The 25,263-nt window shown below is 45.3% G+C and carries 8 protein-coding genes and 2 tRNA genes; 1 reads left to right on the top strand and 9 read right to left on the bottom strand.

The window, feature by feature from the left end:
* Window positions 1–86: 86 nt before the first annotated feature.
* From AXE77_RS04680 to xseA, 3 genes are all read right to left on the bottom strand, one after another.
* A tRNA-Arg gene (locus AXE77_RS04680) sits at window positions 87–159 on the bottom strand.
* A gap of 49 nt (window positions 160–208) precedes the next feature.
* Entirely contained in the window at window positions 209–535 is a 327-nt protein-coding gene (locus tag AXE77_RS04685) for an exodeoxyribonuclease VII small subunit (RefSeq protein ID WP_116712353.1), read from the bottom strand.
* Window positions 536–589: 54 nt separating this feature from the next.
* Entirely contained in the window at window positions 590–1,915 is a 1,326-nt protein-coding gene (xseA, locus tag AXE77_RS04690; RefSeq protein ID WP_116712367.1) for an exodeoxyribonuclease VII large subunit, read from the bottom strand.
* Between the two features lie 344 nt (window positions 1,916–2,259).
* Between xseA and AXE77_RS04695 the strand changes: the two genes are divergently transcribed.
* Window positions 2,260–2,333, top strand: a tRNA-Lys gene (locus AXE77_RS04695).
* Between the two features lie 165 nt (window positions 2,334–2,498).
* Here the strand turns inward: AXE77_RS04695 and AXE77_RS04700 are convergent.
* From AXE77_RS04700 to AXE77_RS04725, 6 genes are all read right to left on the bottom strand, one after another.
* The gene (locus tag AXE77_RS04700; protein WP_116712354.1) at window positions 2,499–7,262 is read right to left on the bottom strand and encodes a S8 family serine peptidase; all 4,764 of its coding nucleotides are present in this window, start codon (window positions 7,260–7,262) and stop codon (window positions 2,499–2,501) included.
* Window positions 7,263–7,772: 510 nt separating this feature from the next.
* Window positions 7,773–13,313 (bottom strand): S8 family serine peptidase, encoded by a 5,541-nt coding sequence (locus tag AXE77_RS04710; RefSeq protein ID WP_165846070.1) that lies wholly within the window; start codon window positions 13,311–13,313, stop codon window positions 7,773–7,775.
* A 632-nt stretch (window positions 13,314–13,945) separates the two neighbouring features.
* The gene (locus tag AXE77_RS06645; RefSeq protein ID WP_165846071.1) at window positions 13,946–14,167 is read right to left on the bottom strand and encodes a hypothetical protein; all 222 of its coding nucleotides are present in this window, start codon (window positions 14,165–14,167) and stop codon (window positions 13,946–13,948) included.
* 44 nt (window positions 14,168–14,211) lie between these two features.
* On the bottom strand, window positions 14,212–15,315 hold the full coding sequence (locus tag AXE77_RS04715) for a class C sortase (protein ID WP_116712357.1): 1,104 nt from the start codon (window positions 15,313–15,315) through the stop codon (window positions 14,212–14,214).
* 599 nt (window positions 15,316–15,914) lie between these two features.
* Window positions 15,915–17,606, bottom strand: a complete 1,692-nt coding sequence (locus AXE77_RS04720) for a SpaH/EbpB family LPXTG-anchored major pilin (protein ID WP_116712358.1) — start codon at window positions 17,604–17,606, stop codon at window positions 15,915–15,917.
* A gap of 257 nt (window positions 17,607–17,863) precedes the next feature.
* Window positions 17,864–24,202 (bottom strand): Rib/alpha-like domain-containing protein, encoded by a 6,339-nt coding sequence (locus tag AXE77_RS04725; RefSeq protein WP_116712359.1) that lies wholly within the window; start codon window positions 24,200–24,202, stop codon window positions 17,864–17,866.
* Window positions 24,203–25,263: the final 1,061 nt, after the last annotated feature.

The following is a 25,263-nucleotide window of genomic DNA, read 5'->3' on the forward strand; positions in this document are numbered from 1 at the left end:
AGAAATAATCTAACACTATCCCCTAACATTGGGAAGGATTTCGCAACTCGCGAATAATACTAGCAAAAGCAAACAAGTAATAAAAGTGCCCCGGATCAGAATCGAACTGACGACACCCACTTTAGGAGAGTGGTGCTCTATCCACTGAGCTACCGAGGCAACAAATGGCAATTGTACACCATAGCGTGGTTTACGCGCTACAGCGTGCTCAAGATTCAAGATTAGACTGCGTGCCAGCCGTAGCCGCCGTAGCCGACTGTTCCGCTTGAGCCGCATCCAACTTCGCACGAACCGCAGCAAGCAAGCCCTGTGCGCGCTTAGCCAACGCCTCACCAATCTCCCACTGACGCATGGACTGATCCAGCGTCAAACCGCCAGCTTCCAACGCCTGAACCGCCTGAACCAGCTTTTCGCGAGCCTCCTCGTACGGCATCGCCTCAATCGCAGCGCGCTCTTCTTTCGTAAGAGTGCTCGCAAAATCTGCACTTTCGGCACTATTCGCACTTTCTGAGTTCTTATTTTCTTTTTCGCTCATATCTAACCTTTCGTTGTATCTAAAATATCTAAAAAATCTAAAATATATAAAAATTTACTTAACTGACTTTCCGGCAGCTACTTTTGTGCCAGTCACCTTGCCAAGAACCACACCGCTTTTAAGCGTAACTGTCATATCGTCGCCGACTTTCGCGCATGACGCATCGTCAAGCACTCGCCCACCGCTAAGCTGCACTACAGCGTACCCGCGGTTCAAAGTCGATTGCGGACTTAGCGCAGTCAAGCTCGCGTGAGCCTTCTCAACAGTTAAACTCGCGTCGTCAAGAAGTCGCACCAAACCGTGACGCATTCGCTCAACAGCCTGCTCAACCAAACGCTCGTGCGGCTCAAGCATAGTACTCGGACGCGTAAGGCTCGGGCGGTTCGCGTAACCCTCGACGAGTCGAATCTCATTGTCAACTCGCGCAGAAATTCGCATGCGCATAGTTTGCAGCGCGTTATCAATAAGCTGCCACTGCTCGCGCACATCCGGAACCACGCGCTTTGCAGCATCCGTAGGCGTAGACGCGCGCAAATCCGCCGCCAAATCAATAAGCGTCCAATCATCCTCGTGGCCAATTGCCGACACAATCGGAGTCACGCACGCGGCCGTAGCGCGAACCACACCTTCGTCCGAAAAACCAATCAAATCCTCAAAACTACCGCCGCCGCGAGCAACGATAATAACGTCAACTTCCGGATCCGCATCGAGCTGCTTAATTGCGGCTACAACGTCCGCCGGGCACTGCACGCCCTGCACGTGCGCGTGCACCACCTTAAAGCGCGTAACAGGCCAACGCAAATTCACATTCGTAATAACATCGCCTTCCGCGCGAGCCTGAGGCGCACACACAAGACCAATGCACTTAGGGAATTCCGGCAACGGCACCTTATTTTCAGCGTCAAATAGCCCCTCACCTTTAAGCTTTTTTCGTAACTCATCAATTTGCGCTTTTAGGTCGCCAGCGCCAACGCGTCTGATTTCGTCCGCAACGAAGCTTAAGCGCGTCGCTTTAACCCAAATATCGGCCTTGCCATGAACGACTACGCGGTCGCCCTGGCGAAGTTCGCGCGCCTGCTGCACGAAATTACTGAAGCCCATTATGGAAATCGACACTTCTTCGTTGCTGTCGCGAAGGGTGATGTAGCCGGAAGAAGCGCGGCGCATATTAATTTCGACGATTTGGCCCTCAATCCACGCTGCCGGCCAGCGTTCGACAGCACCGTGGAACTTTTGGCTTAAAACGGCAACAGGCCAAGGGTTTTCGGCAGTCGTGTCGGCAGCTTTTAGCGGAAGCTGGCGCGGCTGAGGCTGCACTAACGTTTGCTGCTGTTGCTGCTGTTCAAGCTGAGAATAATCCTGAAATAATTGCGGCATCATATTTGGCGAGGTCATAACTCAAGATTGACTGTTAAGAGGGACAAATGCACACCGACACTGAAAGCACCCCGTGCTTTCAACCCTGAGCAAGCGCTACCGCATTGGGTTGCTTGCTTCTGGTCATCAGATTGTGCTTTCTTAAAAACAAAGAAAGCACAATCGTTTGCGCACCGACACTGAAAGCACCCCGTGCTTTCAGTATTGAGTCGGTGCTACCGCATTGAGCTTGCTTGAAGCGCGCAATGCAGCTTCAAGCAAGGGCAATGCGACACGCCGGCTTGCACATTATCTGATTCTGAGTATAGTTATTACTCGGTTCGCAAAACGAACCACAGATAACCAACGCCCCTTTAGCTCAGTTGGTTAGAGCAGCTGACTCTTAATCAGCGTGTCCAGGGTTCGAATCCCTGAGGGGGCACAAACAAAAAACCCAAGCTTCACGGCTTGGGTTTTTTCGTATTTTCACACACATTTTTTTGGCCTATAACCCCATAGCCCCACACTTCAATTAAATCTGAATTGGGCCTGAAATCATTTGAATTCCAGACCCAATCAAAACCTCCCAAAACTATAAACCAAATGTTTATAATCTACTGCTGTTGCGCGCGTGGCGACTACGATGCGTCGTAAGCGTCAGCCCGCTTATCAAAAGCACCGCAAAAGTCACAATCGCCGCCACAACACCGCTGCCAGTAACAGCCAGCTTAGAAGTCAACGCCTTAGCGCGCGCACCATTCTGCTTCCGGTCGGCAGCAGCACTGTTAGAAGCGCCAGATTTGCCGTCATTCTTCGACTTACCTTCCTTACCCGCATGCAAACTACCAGCAGACCCGCCAGCATGACCATTTTCGTGCACACCGTCAGTATAAGTAAGATCGTTCAATAACGCATAGCCAACACCAATTCCGGCAGATCCGTTACCAGATCCGTCACCAGCAGCTCCGCCGGCACCAGCCTCACCAGCAGCACCCTGCGAACCCACCACAATATCCGTGCTCACAAGAGTATCCGCAGCCCTTTCAAACGCAATCGAATTATCTTTCGCCACGTTGCCCGCGTAATCCACAGCCTCAACCGTAATCGTATGCTTGCCACTGGCAATCTTCTTAGGATCCACCGTCACCTGTAGTGGCTTATCCAAATTCATTTTCGATAGCTGAATATCGTAAGGGTTACCTTGCGTAAGCATGTTTTGCAGCAAGGATTCATTAAGCGTATGCGCCGCCTCCCCTACTTTTACGCCATCAACTTTCACCACTAGCGACCTAAGGTTAGCATCCTGCGCCTTGACCACAATATTCTTATTGCCGTCAACTTTCTCATGATTTTTCACACCAAATTCCACTGTAGGCGCGGTATTATCGACCACCACTGGGAAGCGCGCGCTTATAACATTGCCAGAGTAATCGCCGCGTCCCATTGCTTGGATCAGCACGAAGTCGCCATCTTCCACCGGAAGTTCCCGTTCGAAAGATTGCTTATTAGTAATAGCACCTTTGGAATCTTCGGTAGAGTTGTCGGCAGCAATAAGATTACTGATTTTCAGCGTGTATCCAGCAAAGTCGTCGCTAATTGTGCCGCTGAATTTTACCGAATTTCCTTTAGTGAAGAGTCTTCCAGCGTAAAGTTTCGTTGGCGCGGTAAATGTTACTACAGGCGGCTGGTTGTCAAAGTAGAAGACAGCTGGAGTGTCCAGCAGCGTTTGGTCCCCATTTTTTACAACCAGTCGGAAGTCGTTGACGCCAGTGTGAATTGGCAGCTGAGCTTTAAAGGTGTTTGAGGACCACCTGCCATGCTGAATTGTTGCCTCGATTGATTGCGGATTAGCGTATTCACTTCCGTCATTTTTCACGCGATTTGCTGGAGTAAAGATCACTTGAGTTACGTTTTTTACGTCAATACCGCCGTCAACAGTGAATTTACCGTCACTGCCGACACCGTTAACGCGCCACTTGTATCCTCCGTAGGATGACGCGTTATTAAGATATAACGAGTATTCGTTGAAGGTGTCACTTTGATCGTCGGCTGAGTTCGACGCGTCAGTTTCGTCGGCTTCAACTTGCGAACCAGAACTGAAACCATCTTTCCCATCTTTCCCAGCTTTGAGCACCTTCTTAACATGCGCTTCATTAAAACCAGCATCGTGAACATACACATCCACAAATTCAATGCTGGAACCAGCCTTCTTACTACGCGAACCGAGTGGAATATTGCAATTGAGAGTCGTGCCGCTAGAATCATGCGTTTCTCGACACGCTTTGCGCGCATCGTAGTGCATAAATTCTCTGCTTCCATTGATTCGTATACCAGGTTTGCTGAGCGTCTTACTTAAGTTTGAGTGAGACTTAACGTGAAGATTGATAAGTGTTCCGTGAATAAAGTCGTCTATAGTAACCTGAATTTTTGGCACGCTACTACTTATAGTGAACGGCATATCAGTTACCTGACACCTATTTTTCGTAATGCACGCTTTTACACGATAAATATACGAGCCTTCCGGCAGCGCCTTGAACTTTTCTGCTGGAGTTTTGGATTTTTTGTTATAAATCTTTCCGTCGAACGCACCGTAACCAATGTACGAAACCAATCCGTTTGGTCTGCCCAAATCGTATAACGTAGGCCTGGAAACGTAGTGATCTTCACCAATTTCTTCCAATAAGTTACCTTTAGAATCTAACACGGAGTATTTCAACAGTTCGACGTTACGCAACAAAGCCAACGATGGTTTCAACTCAGACATATATTTAGGCGAAAATACTACGGTACCATTGCTGCCGTCTCCAACTTGCACTGTTTTCCCGTGGAAACTTGAGGTGAGCGATGTGGTCATTGTTATGCTGCTTGAATAGTTTTCGCCAGGTTTTACGAGAATTGGCTCAGCATTCCAGTTGCCAACAAAACCGAGGTATGGCACGGATAGGTCTGGTTGCCCTTCGGTTTGTGATTTGAAGCGGGCCCAACCTTCGATATAGTGATCGTGTCCGTACTGTGGGTTGAGCGTGAAAGTAACGGTTGCTGTGGCTTTAGGCGCCACCGTAACGCTTGTTGCGTTTGCGGTAAGCGTTTCTGCAGTGTTAATAAACGTGGTAACTTTTCGTTCGCTGGTGCGCCGTTCGTTCACGACGCGCTGCTGCGGAATGTTATACGTGACAGCTTTGGAACCGTAGTTGCGTAAGGTAACGGTGAAGCTGTGCGAACCGCTGGTAAGTTCACGAAGCGACACGTAGGCTTTGTTTTTACCGTCACTATTGTCTTTTACTGTAGCGATAACGTTGGTTGCCAGTGCCTTATTTAATTGCACAAGTCCGGCGCCGATTTGTCGAGGAGCATACGGCACCCCTGTATCACTTTCGTTATTATTTCCTTCGCCTTCGCTGCTTTCGCTACCGTCGTGCGTAAGAATTTTTGCTGTATTCATTAACGCTTGACGCACGCGCGCAACTCGTTCAGCAGAAACAGCCTTACCTTCGCTTGACTTGTAGTTTTCCAACATTAATGCCACAAAACCAGCAATGCTTGGAGCCGCCATGGACGTGCCAGACATATTAATATAGCCGTTATTGTTTTGAGTAGACCACACGTTGCCGCCCACGCCGGTAATTTGTGGCTTAAAATCAAGTTCTGGCGTTGGTCCCCACGAACTAAATACAGAAGGACGAAGCGCTTTCGGACTTAGCATTGGAGCAATATCGTTTCCAAAAGAAACCTTTACGCTTCCGCTACCAGCAGTTCCGCTACCAGAATTTTTAATTGCCTCCGCAATTTTCAAGCCGTCTTCTCGACGAATTGACGCACTAAAGAAAGTAAAATCGTTAACTCCATCCATTCCAAGGAACAGATCCGGATTATTGGCTTTGTTATATATCACCACGCCTGAAGCGCCAGCGTTCTTAGCGTTGTCAAACTTCTCTTTATACGTAATTTCGCCGCGCTCAATTAGCACATATTTTCCAGAAACGTTGCGATTCTTAAAATCACTTACCCTACCCAAGCCAACGTTTACAATCTCATGCTCTTTACTGTCAAACGAACCCGTTGCACACGAGTAAGCAATAGTATGCTTTCCCTTGCTGTCAACGTAGTAGCCGGAAGGATTCATAACCGTGGAGTTTTCGACCGACGCCACCGTGAACACAGCCGGATACGATGCCGGCATTCCCAAAGTGCCATTGTCAAGCTTGCCAAACTCGCTAATATCGTTCCTATCCCACGAGAAGTTAGAACCAAAGTTGCCGGCGGAAACAATCGGCAGCACCCCCGCTTCCAAAGCCTTTCGCAACGCATACGACGTAGCGTTAGAATTACCGCTAAAACCGTTGCTGGAACCAAGCGAAAGATTAATAACATCCGCGCCGAGCTTTACGGAATCCTCTATTGCCGCCACAATATCCGCATCTCTAGCAGGACCAGGATTAGGCTTATTAGAAAAGACTTTCATAGCAAGCAACTGCGCGTTAGGAGCTGCGCCGTCAATGCGACCCATTTCGCAAGTGCCGTCACTATTGCAACCGTGAGCTGCGGCAATTCCGGCAACGTGCATGCCATGCTGAATTGAACTTACGTCTTTTACATCGTAATTTTCATCAGCATAATTAAAACCAGCCGGAACTTTTTCATTAAAACCAGCAATAGGACGCAATTTTTCCGCAGACCGCGCATCATCGTCAATGCGCATATCTTTATGTTTAATATCAATACCGCTATCAATAATGGAAATTACCATGCCACGGCCGTCAAGATTCTTATGCGCAGCCTTAAACGCCTGCGTTACACCCTGAATCTCATGAATATTTTGCGCACCCGACGCAGAAGACGACGCAGAAGACGACGCGCCTGACGCAGAACCCGCGTTCGCAAGCGGATAATACAGACGCTCTTTTGCCACGGAAGCAACCTCCGGCTCTTTGCGAAGCGCGTCAATAGCATCCCCCGGAATAGTGGCCTCAAAACCGTTCATTAAATACCCAAATTGGCGACGAACCGACAGACCATACTTACTACTCCACCGGTTAATCAGCTGAGTTTGCGCGGATTTATTACTACTTTCAGCTTGCGCAGAAGGCTTATGCGGCTGCTTTTTCAACGTCACAATAACCGTCACCGGTCGATTCGCAGCTGCCGCATTGTTTGCAGGATTGTTGACTACCGAGTTAAAGAAGTCCGGATCTATATATTGAGGAGCCTTGCGCTGGGAAGTTGCAGCAGCGCCAGCAATGCCATCACTATCGCTCGCAGCGTTAGCCACATTCGCCAACGAAACCGACACAAGTAACGTAGCCGCAGCCGCCCCAAACGCCGCCAACCGCATCAAAAAACCTACCACACAATGCGCGCGCTGAGACTTCATAAGTACCTCTCTCCTTAACCGAGGCACACAAGCAACATCCCCAACTCCGCAGCGTCAACGCATAATACCAATGCCAATGCCGATATCAATACCAATATCAATACCAACATCGATACCGATACCGATACCAATACCGATACCGATGCCGATATCAATATCAATACCGAACTGCACTGATACTAATGCGAGCGCAATCGTATGATGCCGTCATGCCTCATTAATCTAAACCATTTTACTAGAAGCATCGTCAATTTTTACTAGAAACATCGTCAATTTCGCACAGTCAAAGCGCTCGCGCGAGCTTAGGTGTTGATATGGAACATTTGCCAGAGAATCTCCGGCATTTGTTGCTGTTTTGGCTGTTTTTTGGAACATTTGCCGGATAATTCCCGGCGTTTGTTGCTGAATTTGCGTAATTATGGAACATTTGCCGGAGAATTTCCGTTTTGACGGAGCTTGAAATCCCAATGATTTCAAGCTCCGTCAAAACGCGCGCGTAATGCTAGAATACTATCGCTTATTTGCACGAACATGATGTCGGCGACGAACCGTAAATGTCATCATGCCTCCAGCCATAAGCGCTGCGAAAGTAGCAACTGCAGTAATAATGCCACTACCAGTGACGGCAAGCTTAGAAGTTAAAGATTTCGCACGATTGCGCTTAACCTTGTAGTCAGCAGCAGACGAGCTAGAAGCAGAAGCAGCGGAAGCAGCATCATTATTCGCCTTTTCGACTCCCCTCTTGTTTAACTTATTGTTATGCACGCCGTCAGTGTAAACGAAATCGTTTAGCAACGCATAGCCGGTTCCAATTCCAGCAGAATTATTTCCAGCAGACGCGGCTTCGGAAGACTCAGAGCTTTCTGAAGCAGAACCAACACCAGAATCAGCAGCAGCAGAACCATGATTCTGCTCATAAGTCAATTTATCTTCAGCAGCAGCTTCATCAAATGCCGTCGCGTCCGCAGAAACAACCCACACATCAGTCCACGCAATCTGATTTCCTTGAGCATCAACCAAAAGAATCGAATGCTTTCCTGAATAACCAGCAGGAATCTTTGCATCAAAGCTAGGAACGCCATTATTATCTAAGGTGACTTTTACGTAGTTCGTTTCTTTATTGTCATCTATTCCATGCAATTGCACAGGCGAAGAATAGATATAAGCATAAGCGTACGCAACGCGCTTATTTTTGAGCTTCTTTATAAACAAATTCGTAGGCGATTTTGCAGACAAATCCTTCGCAACAAACGTCAATTTCATAGGATTTAACGCGCCCGAGCGAGCAATGTTATTTTCGTACTTTCCTACTACGAGATTGCTCTTTAAAGAAGCCTTTAGTTTTGCAGAAGATTTAGGAGCCTCAACAGCAGGAGCACTACTAGTTGGAGGTACCGAATCCGCATCTGGAATCTTGGAAGACTTAGAGTCACCACCAGATTCCGTATTACCAGAAGCGCCCGGCTTAGACGACTCATTTGGAGTAGTCGGAGTGACAGACTTCGGCTTAGGAGTTACAGGATCCGCAGGCTTCGGCTTAGGAGTTACAGGATCTGCAGGCTTAGGAACCACAGGATCCACCGGCTTAGGAGTTACAGGAGTCACAGGCTTAGGAGTTACAGGAGTCACAGGCTTCGGTGTCACCGGCTTCGGATCCACCGGCTTCGGTGTCACCGGCTTCGGATCCACCGGCTTTTCCTCCGCAGCTTTAACAGTAAATTTCGCAGAAGTATTCTCAGTTGCCACGTTCCCTGCGTAATCTACTGCTTCAACAGAAATCGTATGCTCACCCGCTGTTAGCTTGTCAGCTGGCACAGTCACTTGCAAAGGAGCATCCAATCCAGGCTTTGCAAAATTAATCGAATACGGGTCTTGAGTTGTTAAGGTTGACTGCACTGTTGTTTCGCCCAACTTGTGCTCCTCAGCACCAACTTCATTACCATCAAGCTTCACTTTCAAAGACTTAAGATTTGCATCCTTCGCCTTTACAACAATGCCCTTTTTCCCATCAATCTTATCGTTGTCTTTCACACCAAGTTCCACATTAGGAACCGTAGTATCAACAACCACAGGGAATCGCGCACTCAACGCATTCTTAACGTAATTTCCTCGCCCGGAAGCAGTGATAAGCACAAAATCGCCATCTTCAACAGAAAGATCCCTATCAAACTGCTGTTTATTCGTAACTTCACCCTTTGAATCTTCGGTAGAATTATCTGCAGCAATAAGATTGTTGATTCTAAGCGTATAGCCAGCGAAATCGTCGCTTATATTTCCGCTAAATTTTACTGTACTTTCTTTTGTGAAAAGCCTTCCGCCATAAAGTTTTGTTGGTGAAGTGAAAGTTACAGCTGGAGGCTGGTTATCAAAATAGAACACTGCAGGAGTGTCAAGCAATGTATTATCACCATTTTTAATAACAAGCCTAAAATCGTTTACGCCAGTATGAATTGGGATTTGCGCAGTAAACCTTTTTTCGCTGCCAAAAAGCAACTTCTTTTTTACTACTTTAGCCACAATTGGTTCAGGATTGGTGTACCCGGTTCCAGAATCGTTCACGCGATTAGCTTGCGTAAACATAACCTCAGTCGCATCAGAATATACTTCGCCCGAAACAGTAAACTTACCGTCCTTCACACTTTCTACTCGCCAATTGTATTTGCCATAAGACATCACATTGTCAAAATAGAAGGAATTTTCGTCAAAAGTAGTCTCATAATTGTCGTCGTTATAACTACTACCACTTGCGTTTGGCTTAGCTCCGGCAGGCTTAGAAGCACCAGCAGATGCAACAGCACCAGACCCATTGTCAAAAGCAACAGTTTTAGTAGTATTATTTCGACCATTGCTTGCAACCAACGTAATCGTAGAATTGTTAGCAGCTGGCTCTATTTTAGTATCAAATAATCCATTATTTAACTTAACTTTTTCTTCTACAGGCTTAATCTCAAAAGCGCCTTTCGCATTCTTCACATACTTGCTATACATCACAGAAAGCGTAAGTTTGCTTGAAGAATCATCTTTAGAAGAAACCTTGCCGCTAAGCTTTACAATTCCGTTCGTACCAACAGCAACACTTCCATTGCTATCCGCACTCATAACACTAATTTTTGGAGCATCAGAATTGGAAGAGAGGCCTCCAATAATGCCTCCAAAACCACCGCCAGAGCCGCCTATAATATTGTCAAAACCACTGCCAGAACTACTCGTATTTTCGATTTTAAATGGAATATCCGTTGTTTGGCACATATCTTTTGTAATGCATGCCTTTATACGGTAAAAATACTTGCCATTTGGAAGTTTCTTACGTTTTTCGCTAGCATTCTTTGCTTTTTTGTTATAAATAGTTCCGTCAAAAGCACCATACCCAACGAATGCGGAACGACTCTTAGATACTTTTAAATCATACATCGTAGGCCTGGAAACGTAATGATCCTCGCCTACTTCTTCAAGAAGATTCTTCGATTCGTCCAGAACAGAATACTTAATTAATTGAGCGTTACGCAACAGCGCCAAAGATGGCTTAATCGTGCGCATTCTATTAGGAGAAAACACAGCTGTGCCATTGGTGCCATCTCCAATTTTTACAGTGTTAAAACCAGATTTGGAGATTAAGGATGTGGTAATTGGAGCGTCAGTGCTGCTATATACTTCACCTGGCTTAAGAAGAATCGGCTCAGCATTCCAGTCTCCCACAAAACCAAGGTACGGCACAGCTAAATCAGGCTGACCACTAGTCTTAGATTTAAATGTAGCCCAGCCTTCAATATAGTGATTTGTACCATATTGCGGTTGTAGCGTGAATGTAACTTGCTTAGTTTCGCCAGCATTAATACTTACTTTAGAATCGCTTGAAATAAGAGATTCATTAGAGTTTATAAATGTTGTGATCTTCTTTCCAGCTGTAATATTTTCATTCACTATGACTTGCTTAGGGACGTCAAATTCTACAGTTTTTGAACCGTAATTGTGCAATTCAACAGTAAAGTTGTGCGACCCACTTTTTAGTTCGCGAAGAGCCACATAAGCTTTCTTCTTACCATCTTTGCTGTCTTTCACAGTTGCAATAACATTAGTTGCAATTGCTTTATCAAGTTGAGCTAATCCGGCACCAATTTGACGCGGAGCATACGGGACTTTAGTATCGCTTGCGTTACTTGCATCGCTTACACTGCCGTCGTGAGTGAGAATTGTTGCAGTATTCATTAACGCTTGCCTTGCCCGAACAACTAATTCAGGCGTACTTGCACTAACATTACTCGACTTATAATTTTCAAGCATTAAAGCAACAAATCCAGCAATGCTTGGAGCTGCCATTGACGTTCCAGACATTGTTACGTAGCCGTTATCGTTTTGAGTAGACCACACGTTTCCGCCCACGCCAGTTATTTGTGGCTTAAAATCAAGCTCTGGAGTTGGACCCCACGAACTAAAAATAGAAGGACGAAGAGCATTCGGATTGTTGATTGGAGCAATATCGTTTCCAAAAGAAATTTTTACGCTACCGCTACCAGCAGTTCCGCTACCAGAATTTTTAATTGCCTCCGCAATTTTCAAGCCGTCTTCTCGACGAATTGACGCAATGAAGAAATTAAAACCTTCAGCACCATCTATTCCAAGGAACAAGTCTGAATTACCTGCTTCATTATAAACAATAACTCCATTAGCACCAGCATTCTTAGCATTTTCAAACTTTTCAGAATACTTATTTTCGCCGCGCTCAATTAAAACGTACTTGTCTTTAACGCTAATGCCCTTGCTAGCAAGATTGCGAAAATCACTTACAGTACCATGCCCAGCATTTACAATCTCATGCTTTGCATTTTCCGCCTCACCTTTCGGAGCTCTATGCGCGCAAGAGTAAGGAAGCAAATTCTTAGTTCCGTTCTTATCAAAGTAATATCCTGCAGTTTGCATTGTAGAAGAATTTTCCACAGAAGCTACAGTAAAAGCAGATGGATAAGATGCAGGCATTACCAAAGTAGCATCATCTAACTTGCCGAAATCGTTAATATCATCCTTATACCAAGAGAAGTTTGAAGCAAAGTTGCCGGCGGAAACAATCGGCAGCACCCCCGCTTCCAAAGCCTTACGAAGCGCATACGACGTGGCATTAGAATTGCCTCCAAAACCGTTGCTAGAGCCGAGAGATAAGTTAATAACATCCGCACCGAGCTTTACGGAATCCTCTATTGCCGCCACAATATCCGCATCTCTAGCAGGACCAGGATGAGGCTTATTAGAAAAGACTTTCATAGCAAGCAACTGCGCGTTAGGAGCAGCACCATCAATGCGACCCATCTCGCACTTGCCGTCACTATCGCAACCGTGAGCTGCCGCAATTCCAGCAACATGCATGCCATGCTGAATTGAACTTACGTCTTTTACATCGTAATTTTCGTCGGCATAATTAAAACCAGCCGGAACTTTTTCGTTAAAACCGGCAATAGGACGCAATTTTTCCGCAGACCGCGCATCATCGTCAATGCGCATATCTTTATGTTTAATATCAATACCACTATCGATAATGGAAATTACCATGCCACGGCCGTCGAGACTCTTATGACTAGACTTAAACGCCTTAGTGACGCCCTGAATTTCGTGAATAGACTTTAAATCATTAAGAGGATAGTACAAACGCTCTTTTTCAACAGACGCAACTTCCGGCTCATCGCGAAGATCGTCAATCTTACTTTCGGGAAGAGTTGCCTCAAAAGCATTCATCAAATAGCCAAACTGACGGCGAACGCTCATACTATACTTTCCAGCCCAATCTTTAATAAGCTGGTTTTGAGTAGATTTATTACTATTTTCCGCTTGCTTAGACGGATTACGAGGCTGCTTTTTTAAAGTAACAATAACAGTTACTGGCTTATTAGCTTCTGCGTCAAAACTATTTGCAAATTGTGCAGAATTACGCGAATTATTAGGTACCGCACTATTATTTGCACTTTCGCTAGCAGCATTCGCCAAGGAAATAGGCATAATCAACGTTGCGAAAGCAACAATTAACGCCGCTAAACGAGTGAAGAAACTAAGCGAAGTGCGCAAACTAAGCGAACTACACGAGCTACGCGAACTACGCGAACGGACGGATGAGCTAACGTGAGAGATTGCGGAACTGACTGAAGAACGAATCCAACTCAGCAAACTATTGCACCCCATAAAATTATCCCCTTAACAATGGGCATCACAAAAACGTGTGGTTCCAAGTAATTGCGGTCCCCAAGCCAAAACTGTCTAGTTAAAAACAGATTAACCGAAATTAACTGCGTTAACGATATCATAAAATTGTTGAGTACACGCGCGACGACCTGCTTGAGCGCATAAAGCGTAGCGCGCGAAAGCAACTCGGAGCGCCGAGCTTGCTCAAGTTGAAAGCACGGTGTGCTTTCAACGCAAGCGAGGTCTGCCTTCGTCTCGATTGACGAAGGCAGGACAGAATCGTGTGGTGATACTTAGGAACTAGGTTGTGACTGGTGTGCGCTGACGACCTGCTTGAGCGCAGCATTGTGCGCGCGAAAGCAACTCGGAGCGCCGAGCTTGCTCAAGTTGAAAGCACGGGGTGCTTTCAACTTGAGCAAGCTCAGTAGCGAGCGCGTCGCAATCCGCGTGAGCTTAAGTGTTGATATGGAACATTTGCCGGAGATTATTCTCCGGGTTTTGTAGCTGTTTCAGTGAATTTATGGAACATTTGCCGGAAAATCTCCGGCGTTTGTTGTTGTTTCAGTGAATTTATGGAACATTTGCCGGAGAATCTCCGGCGTTTGTTGTTGTTTTGGTGATTTTATGGAACATTTGCCGGAGATTATTCTCCGGGTTTTGTAGCTGTTTCGGTGATTTTTTGGAACATTTGCCGGAGAATCTCCGGCGTTTGTTGTTGTTTTGGTGAATTTATGGAACATTTGCCGGAGATTATTCTCCGGCCTTCGCGCGCGCAATGCTGCGCTCAAGCAGATCGTTCGCGTAACTTACGCATCGCATCGCGCGAAATCAGCGCCAAATGCTTACCGCGAACATCCCATTCGCGCCGCTTCTTGCCAACAACCGCCATAATCATCGTCGTCAACACCGCCAGCGACATAATCAAAGCCAATATAAACAGCGTCATCCACAACGGCCACTGCACACGATCCTCCGGCGGCTTCACCGGATCCGGCAGCACACGATACCCCGTCACCAGCAACCTGTGCGAATTCACGCCATACGGGGTACACGTAAGCAGCGTCGCCAAATCGCGCCCCTTTTCGCGCTGCAACAAACTAATATCGTGCGGCTCAACAACGCTAATACGGAACACCCTGTAACGCAGCGTCTCCCCCTGCACGTCAAAGTAGAAGAAATCACCCTTCTTCAAATTCACCAAATCGTCAAACATCGTAGCATCCGCAAGACCCGTATGCGCCGTCACCACCGTGTGACGGTTCTTACCACCCACCGGCAAATCCGTGCCATACAAGTGGCCCGCACCATGCGCCAGCGTCTCCTGCAACGTGCCGTGATAAATCGGCAACTTCACGCCAATCTTCGGAATCTTCACAATGCCCATAATCCCCATAGGCTCATCCAACACCTTAAGATAACGCTTGTATTCAGGTGTGTTAGTTATGTCTTTTTGACCATCCGGACCATACGGGTCCGTGGTAAGCATATTCTTGCGATGCTTGTTATACATTTTCGCGGCGCGAATGTGAGCACGGCGCACATCCCCAGCCTGATCGTGATTATACTTGTCGTACGCTGAAGAAATCTCCTTCGACACGCGATTATTCCAAAGCGTGGAAACCACCGGATAACTGAAGCACAAAATGCCTGCCAACACGAATGCAATTGGCTCAACGATGCGGCGGAGCTTAGATTTTTGCTTGCCTTTTTGCTTGTGTGCGGCGGATTTTGTGGGAGTTTGGGTTGATTCGGTTGCGTTGGTTTTGGTTTGGTTGGTTGCGTTAGTTTCGGTTGCGTTAGTTTGGTTAGTTTGGTTTTTGAAAAGCTTGTTTTGGTAGATTTTGTTGAGGAAAGCATATACTTTAGCAACAGCGTCGTTTAATTTCATGCTTCCTCCATTTCTGTGGGATAATTAGGCTTAGATTGCTTTGAGTGCGTAGTGTGAGCGGTAGTTATGAGATGTGGCTGTGAGAGATAGGAATTACTTATCTCGCAGCGCTACGCTCTTATACCTCATTTGGTCTAGTGGATAGGTAGTTAAGTTTAGTTTTTTGCTTACTTTTTTGCGGAAATAGTTATTCATCAACAAGATTATTACTATCGCTCCGCTTTTATATTGCTCGACAAGCAATTCCTATCTCTCACACGTAAATTCACCCACCGTTATTTTTTGGTGTGGTAGGAGAGTCTGGCGCAGTGTGCGCAGCAGCTCGGATGCTAGTGGATTCTAGGCAACAGTACTCAACGTCAGCGGAGCACTGATGCTAGTGTTCACTAGGCAATAAGTAATCAGCGTGTGCAGCAGCACTACTATTAAAGTTCACTAAGCAAAAAAGCAATCAACGTTAGCAGAAGCATTACTGCAAAGCTACAGAAACAGCGTGTGCAGCAGCATTATTTTTTAGCTATTAATTGGGTGGGGCGCAGGAAGTAGAAATTCCTGCACCCCACAAGACACTCACCTAACGATGAGCATCAAAACCCAAATCAGGCGTTCTGATGTTCTTCATCCTTCTTGCGGTTACGCATGAAGACGAAGATGCCGATACCTACCAAGCCCATGCCAGCGATAGCGAAAATAGTAACGCCAGCGGCACCGGTCTTTGGAAGCTTGAACCAAGAACCATTATCCTTGGTTGGGACATTAGCAATGTCAATGGATGTAGGGTCTTGCGTCGTGGAAGTTGCACTAACAGTTGCTACATGAGCCTGATGATCACGCTCATAATTAGCAGGAGCTTCAGTCTCGACAATGTAGAATGGGTGATCCGTACTATCAACAACAACTTTTACAGGAGTATCAAACTTACCATCTGCATTAGTAGTGAGTTCTCCAACCTTTGAAACATTACCACATTCAGTTGCAGCAGTATCTGCAGCGCACTTATCAGCATCACCCTTCTTAGCGAAGAGCTTAAACTTAGCACCTGCGAGCTTAGGATTAGACGTGTTAGTCTTGGCATCGGTTGATTTAAAAGTACCGTCGTACTTGTTTACCTGCAAGTAGCCGTAATTGGACGTAACCGTTGAGCCTTTATCGTCTGGAACTTCTGGGGTAGGAGCTGGCTTATTATTGCCCTGTCCCTGAATAAAACCAGACTTATTGGTAAAACTAGTTTCGGTAACTTGCGTAGGATCCTTAATCGTGAACGCAAATTCAATTTCGACTTTTGCGTCAGCATCAACTTTTGCTGCGTTTGCGATTGCTGTTAATCCAGTTTCATTGAAAGAAACCTTAATACGTGTTGCTACGGTTTTACCACCCTCTTTAATTTCTTCAGTAGTAACAGAGGTATTATCAGTAGTTGTATCTTTCAAAGGTTCAGTTTTTGTAGAATTATCTTTTTTATAAACTAAGTTTACAGATTTAACAACAGCTTTCGTATAGTCAGTGAATACATTCGCAGGAGCCTGATCGAATACAGTGTATCCCTTCAGATCATCCTTAGTCCAATTCGAACGTTCTGTACCGGTGTTACTAGTAACAGCAGCAGAAATCTTGTAGGTCATGGTATCACCTTTGCCTACGAATGACGTTTCATTGTCTCCATGAACAAGAGTCTTCTTAATCTTACCAGCAAGGCTCTGGTTCTTTGCATCTACCGTTACATCATAGTTATACTTAACTGGCTGACCTGCTTCATGAGTGATTTCTGGAATCGTCATGAAGAATGGTGCCACATCATTAGCGTGCTTAGGTGCTGAAGCGGCTTCTTCAACCTTGTAAAGACCAATTCCAAGATTACTTATAGTTGCAACACCTTGGTCATTGGTCTCAAATAGAGTTTTATCATCTCCCGTATTCGAGTTATCTGATACTGCATCACCCAAGTTTATAGTACCATCGTTAGGATTCTTGTTAAAGGCAGCAACCTTCTTAGCCAAGTTTTCCCAATCTGAATACTTGGTAAGGTCATAACCATTAACCTTGGTAACTTTGAACTTAGCACCCTTAAGGGTACCGTGTTGTTGACCTGTACCATCATCCTCATACTTGGTGATCTTGATGGAACCCTTCTTATTTACATTGGCAGCATTCCAAGGCGCATTAGTTTCACTGCTAGTTTGAGTCTCAGCCCAAGCAGAGGTGTTTGCAACCACGGCGCCGGCGACGCACAGCGTGCCAGCCATTGCGAGCGAGGCGAATGCCGCCACGCATTGTTTAGTGAACTTATTCACTTTCTTCTCCTTTGTTCAGTGCCCTTGTGGGCAGGTTTTGAGGAAAATACGTTTATTGTTTGTTATTGTGTTGCGCTTAGCGAGCCACGTTTCGTAAGCGAGCCACGTTTCGTGAGAAAGCCACATTTCGTAAGCAAGCCACGTTTCGCGGGCGCTTTTAGTGCGCAACAAGTTTTAGCGCGAATCGCACTGCAAGCTTGCGAGCCAGTTGCGTCTTTAGACCAACCGGAGCGCAGGTTTGCGTGCAAAAATTTTCATCAGCATCGCCACCTTTCGGTAGTCCACCTTCCGACGCGCCTAAATACGGCGCGCAACCATCCGGTGGCTTTGCGGACAAAATCTTTTACGGACGCAGAATAATCGTCAAATCGCCTAATATTCTTGACTTTTTTGACTAAACCGCGCCAAATTTCGGAAATCTTACTGTTGGTGTTTTGCGCGATGTTGGCTTGCGTAGTGCGAGCTTGCATAGCGTGAGATTGCGTGAGGCTTGCGGTCATTCCGCGAGCAATTCCGCGCAAACCACCCATCATGCCAGCAGCCGCACCGGCGAGCATCGCGTGACCCCACTTCGTCTGGTCAACGAAGAACGCGCCGCACATAACGCACATGCCGATCATCGCCACCACCAGCAGCGCCATACTCATCCCCTCGCCGCCGGTCTTTGGCAGCGCGAATTTAGGCGGATCAATCACGATCACGTCGAAGGAAATTCTGTTCCAATCAACAGCAGAGCTTAAGTCTGTAAGCTGAACCTTTTGCATATTTGTAGACGAATACTTTTTATCAGTACTAAGCCCAGTATTAACAGTGTTATCAAACACCGTCAGCGCATTCGGCTTCAACGCAAACACAGCGCACGTGTAATTTCCAGCCTTTTGAGGTACGCCAACAATATCGTCTTCACTGCGAGACACGGCACTTTCTATGCTGTCCTGCTTCCCATTCTTCGTGAAGCCATACAGCAAGTTAGCCATGCAATTATTACTGTCTTGACTGCAAGACTTTCGCTGCTCAGCACTTGCAAAAGCCCACGGCTGCACACCATTGCCGTAATTCTGGTTCAGGTGCATATTAAGCGTATCGTCAAGCCCGCGGCTCCACTTTTGCTCACCTTGCTTAGTGCACATCATGCGCAATGAAATATTGCTACGATCCTTCAAGCTCCACGCGCGCACATACGGGTTCTTAGTAAGACTCGTGCCGCTCATAACGGTAAGAGAATTACCTCCACCAAGCGTGTCAGCAGGATCAGCGTCTTGGGATCTTAGCAATGTCATCTTAAGATCCTTGTCGGAGCCACTGCCCAAGCCTGAAACCGTAACTTTCGCATACACAGGCTTGCCGTTGTTTCCAGAATCCGGGTCGTCCGAAGTAGAGCCATCCGGGTAATGGATGACAATCTCTTTCAAGTACGCTTTAGGCGCAACAGATTGATCCGGGTGGAAGGTCACTTTGCCGTAGCGAGTGCCGTCATCCTTGGCGCTGTGCTTGCCATTCTTTTGCTTGGAAGGATCGTCAGGCTTATTGCTCTGCTCACCAGTTTTATCGGCAGCGTTATTAGAAGCCCAATACGACCAGTCTAAAGATACCTGCTTTCCCTTAGTTCCGTCAGCATTTACCTCAAAGCCGTTTGCGGCATCCTTAAACTTAAACCAAGTTCCGTCCGGAAGCGCACCAGCCTTCACAGCATCCTGGTATTTATCTGCACCGTTAGCACTCTTAACGCTTTGCGGCACAGCATTCTCAACCTTTTGACCAGCCGTAACGCTCACATCCAAGTACTTCGGGTTGTAGAAGTGGTTGTCGTTGTGAATTTGAATTTGTATTGTGCGCGTCGCATAATCAACGCCTGCTACTGCATCTTTCTTGCCGTTATCACCATCAAGCTTCCACTTGAAGTCTTTCAAAGGATTAGTGTCGCTTGGCGTTGCTTTGCCGGTTTTATCTGGTTTAATCGACTTAACAGCCTTATCAAAGCTATCTAATAATTTGCTTCCCTGCTTAATAGCGTAAACTACGCACTCGTAGTCGCCGGATTTGTTAGCCTTGCCAACAAGAGAGGCACGCGTACGCTCAGTCGTATTCCTGGAATTACCATTAGTCACATAATCGTCATACAACTTACTTGCATCGCACTGGCTTTTATCCCCATAGCACTTATGCTGCTTTTGAGGATCTTCCTGATGATCCCAAATACTTGGATTCTCCATGGTAATGCCAGCAATACCATTCCACGTGTATTCAGACGTAGTATTAGCAGCATTATCCTTGTGAATAATCTTATGACATATTGTCCTAAGCTCGATTTTGCCAGGCTTATGAGTAGACCATAAGTTAAGACGGCGAGGATGATTATTGTTGAGAGAATCACCATTCGTAATCTTAATAGTCTTATCATTCCAGTCACCATTGTTAAAATTGTTCGTTACATCGAAACTCAAATCGCCAGGTTTAAAATCGTGTGGTACAACGTTTACTTTCGCATACACCGGGTTACCATTATTACCAGAATCCGGGTCTTCCGAAGTAGAACCATCAGGATAATGAACAACTACTGGAGCATTATCGCTCCTATTAGTGTTAATCCACCTATGAGGATGGAAAGTCACATTACCAAACTGACCCGTGCCATTCTTAGCTGATTTCTTACCGCCCTCATTCTTGACATTATCGTCATCATTTTCAAAGAAAGCATAGTTAAGAGGTTCAGCTCCATTAGGCTTTTTATCCTTCGTATACTGCTTAAACTCGAACCAAGTACCGTCAGGCAAAGGCTCATTGTCTTTCACATCATCCTGATTATTCTTTGCACCATTAGCGTTCTTAAAACTCTTTGGCAGATTAGAAGTACCAGTTTCGCCAGCCTGTAGCTTTGTAACCTCCTCATACTTCGGGTTGTAGTAGTGAGCGTCCGAATGCACATGAATTGGGAAGGTTACAGAGTCCCAGTCAACGTGTCGCACAGAGTTATTTTGAGGATTCTTCGTATCTACTGTATTATTGAGTAATGCGTTAATATTACTCAGTGTTCCACTTGCATCATTTTTGATATTTTTAACAAAAGCATCGAAACGAGAAACAAGACTGCCCGTCTTACCCTTATGCGAAAGAGTTTTCAGTCCATAAACCGTGCAAACAAAATCGCCATAGCCTTCAGGCTTACCAGTAATATGACCGTTCGTTCGCTCGGTGGTTTCCCTATTGCCGTTAACACCATCTTTTACATCATAGTCATAAAGATAAGTTCCAGTATTGCAACCACTCCTATCGTTACGATTGCATTTTTGACGCTCTTTACTATGCTTCTCAACATCAGCATGCTGCCACTGCTTAGGCTTACTATTACTGTCACCAGTAAGACTCAACCCATTAATTCCACCAACTTGATAGGAGTCAGCAATTGGCTGACCAGTATTAGAATCATACTTGTAGCAAATCACTCGCTGATCAATAAGTCCAGGCTTATACGTAGACCATGAGTCTACTAACATATCAACACTTTGATTCTTTTTGAAGGTAACACCTTGCGAATCGTTATCCGCAATACGCGTTCCGCCAGTTCTGCCAGTGTACAGATTCAAATGAAAATCTGGATTTGCTGTTTTTCGCTCTACCTTAACTGGAGCATTCACAGGTTTGCCGCCATTAGCAGACCCACGGTCAGTTGACTTAGAACCATCAGGATAATGCACAACTACCGGATAATTGTAAGTGTCTTCTTCCTGCCACTTATCTGGACTAAAAGTTACCTTACCGTATTTTGCACCATCTCCATCATTATGATGATTACCTACATTATTATTAGCAGGCTTGTTGTCTTGGCCATCTTCAAAAGAAGCCCATTTCGACAATTTGTTATTCAGATTCGAAGGCTCAAACCAAGTTCCATCTGGCAAAGGTGCATTGTTCTTAACATAGCTAGGATTATTCGTAACTCCATTAGCGTTTCTGAAGCTTCTTGGAACTTTAGAAACGTTATTATTCTTATCAAAGTTACCTGCCTGCACAGTAGAAGTCTCGTACTTAGGATTGTACATTTCTGCCATTGGGTGCACTTGGAAACGGAATGTGCGCGAAGCTATATCTTTAGAAGTATAATTAGCAAACAAAGATAACTGTTCAGGATGATCTTTGCCAAGACTATCAAGGTTATTGAGAATCTGACTACCCTCATGCAATGCAAATACAACACACTTAAAATTGCCATTATTTTTAGGCGTTCCACTAATAACAGCTCGAGAACGCTCAGCTGTATCACTATCGTCAGTGTACAAATATTTTTTCGCATCACATTGCTTATTTTTGCAATTTTTTTTAGCTATATTGAGCTTTTCCCATTGTACAGGCTTACCAATTTTCAAGCCATTAAATTCTTGCTTTTCATTAGATAAAAATGTGTACTTACTGTTAGCTGTAGGATCCTCACTGCACAATGTTCGGAAAACAATTTTACCAGGCTGAACATTAGACCATGAGTCAAGTACTAAATTAGGCTTAATAGGCATGCTGTTCGTATAATGCAAAATATCAGAGTCTCTGATTGGAGCACCTGCAAGACTATATTCATTATTTCCATTATGAATATTCAAATGCATATCTTGATCGCCAACTGGAAGCTTATTGACCTCCACACTGGCGTACACTATACCTTTACCGCCATTGAAGTTAGCAGCATCAGAATCCTCAGATGTAGAACCATCTGGATACGTAACAATAACAGGAGTTTTTCCCTTCAGTCCAGCTTCTTTTCTACCTGGCTTAAAATGTACTCTACCTGTTTTCTTATCTTCATCTTCAATATGTGACCACGAAAGTACTTTGTCACCAATATTGCTACCCTTGCCACCTTTACCTTTATATTGCCTTAAGGTAAAAGTAGTTCCTTCAGGCAATGGGCCTTCCTTAACCCAATACTTACCAGCTGGTCGCACGCTCTTAGGACGCTCAGTAAAAGCATTTGAGGACGTAGGTTCCACATTTTTCAATGTTTCATATTCAGGGTTATACCGAGACGCCTGTGAAACGACGTGTATATCAACGCCTTTAACCTTCACAATTGAATTGTTCATTTTACAATTGTTAGGTTTAGGGTCAGGGTAGTTTATTTGAACATCAAAATGTATGGTTTTGCCTCTATCAGAAGGCTTAGGACTATACTTAACTTCGCCTGTTTGTGGATTAATATATGCTTGACCAGGCTGCATATTATTAGGATCGCTAGCCTTAGTAACACCAGGCGGAAGCATCTCTTTATTTCCGAATTCATTCTTTTTAAACGTAAATTCTATTCCAGCATCAGTTGGAATGACCTCAGACGTAGTACTGCCTCTATGATTTGGCATGTTCTTATAATATTTGAAGTCGCCGTTATAAGAATCACCCTCCCACTTACCAGTATTTATATATGGTTTCACGGAAGTAACTTCACCGTAAACAGCATCATCTTTAGACTTCTTTGGGAATTGAATATCATCATTATTTTTAGGGTTTAAACCATAGTCAAACTCTTCCATGTCTGGTATACCGTCACCATCGTGATCATATGGACCAAAAGCTGTAAACTTATGTTTGTCAGTTTTCATTGAAATCCAGCCAGCAAGGAAAGGCAAATTATAAGGATTAACCCCATCATTAACTTCAGCAGAAATAATCCAGTGAACAGCGTCTACACCATTATCTTGTTCCCAAGACTTAAGAATTCTGCCAAAGTTACCAGCTCTACGCCACGTGCTAATCTCACAGGCATTGTCTGAATTCATGCCACATTTTGAAATAGAATTATCCCAAAGACCTTCGTATCCTGTATCACCAGGCAACTTTGTTTCATTAGTTCCATGATTAAACTGGCCTGGTGTTTGATTTTCGCCTCGACTCTCCCAAGAGTATGTATTAATAAACGCATATTTATCACTATTCTTTATTTTAACAGGATGTCGACCGTCACTCCTAGTCCTATAACGAGTAATACGAATAGTGTCATCCTTAAGTTGCGCAGGAAGAATAAGATAAAAATCAGGCCTACCACCATAAGTATGCTCAGCAGCTTCTTCATCACAGTCCAAAAATGGATCCGCAATTTTTTTAATTCTGCAAGAGGTGGCGTTAAAAAGAACATCCCAAGTGATAGTTGTCTTTTTCTTTCCATTAACAGTTACTGTCTTTATATCTGGTCGCTGAACATCGAAATCCCTATATACATCGCTACTCGCAACAGAATTAGGAGAAATATATCCATTACCAGTGTAATCCCAAGCAACATTAGCAGCATTAGCATTGTGCATCGGCGGCACAACAAAAGTCGCGAAAAGCGTGGCGGCGGCTACGAGCATTGCGAAGAGCGCGCGGCGAAGAGTGCGAATAGTGCGGCAAGCACGGGACGCGTGTGCAGTGCGCGCGTCTACAGAAACAGTTTGAGCGCAGGTACTGTAATGGTCAGAATCTGCAGATGCGGACGCGGAAGCTGCGGAAGACGTAGAATTAGAGCACTGATGGTCCCTAACACCATCAGTTTGGTGATTTTTATGCGCAGTGAAAGAATTCAGAGCAAAACGACCCACGCGTGATGCGAGTCCACGGAGCTTTGCTGGTAGCATAATCCTCACCTTCCTAATTCACGGCCGCAGCATGCGCAGCGGCAACACCTATAAATATCTGTTATTTAATTTTGTTTTAAGTTGTGTTTTAAGTTTTCGCAGCACGATATTTGATACCGCGGACAGGTATAGACAACGCAATTAAAACCCGTTTTTCGCGCAAATCACCCCAAAAGCGATTTTTTCAAACGCAAAAATCTCAGCCATTCATTGCAGAGCCTACAACTCCAGAACAATTCAATTGGCAATCTTCCACTCAAACACATCAGGAGTCAACGAACGCGACTCCAATAATCAAGATGTAAACCAATTGCTCAAGCCATACAAGAGTATTAACTGCAATACAGCATACCCCTGGATGCTATGAGGTGCATCGTAAATCTGAAGCACTAATAGTTATACCCCCCCCATGAAGGATTTCAACTGATTTTTTAAGGATTTTTTTAGAGTTACGAAAAACTTTTGTTTATACGCAAATACGCCCAAAAATCTACTGTAGAACACTTAATATTCGAATAATTTACACAAAAAAAGCAACTATTTTTGCACAAAGTTATTTATCTTGTCGGCGTGTCTTGCACTAAATGTTGTTATAACAAATACACACTTCCACTACATATTGTGCTGTCAGCCTGCGTGCGTACCAAGCCTACTCGCTACGCTCCAAACGAAAAGGCAGGTCGTGTCGCTCGCGCGGATTAGCCGCGCTCACGTCCTCGCTTGCGTTGGAAGTCCACTGGACTTCCAACCTAAGCAAGCTCGGCGCTCCGAGTTGCTTTCGCGCGCTAAATCGCAGCGCTCAAGCAGGTCGTCAGCGCACACCAGTCACAGCCTAGTTTCTAAATCACAGCCGCACTAGCCTGCCCTGCCTTCGTCAATCGAGACGAAGGCAGACCTCGCTTGCGTTGGAAGTCCACTGGACTTCCAACCTAAGCAAGCTCGGCGCTCCGAGTTGCTTTCGCGCGCTAAATCGCAGCGCTCAAGCAGGTCGTCGCGCACCAAAAAACGACCAAAACTTTACGCAAGTGTAAAGAAAAGGTCGTTTACGCAGCAAAAAAAAA

It is taken from the genome of Gardnerella massiliensis (genome assembly GCF_003408845.1).
GTDB lineage: Bacteria > Actinomycetota > Actinomycetes > Actinomycetales > Bifidobacteriaceae > Bifidobacterium > Bifidobacterium vaginale_H.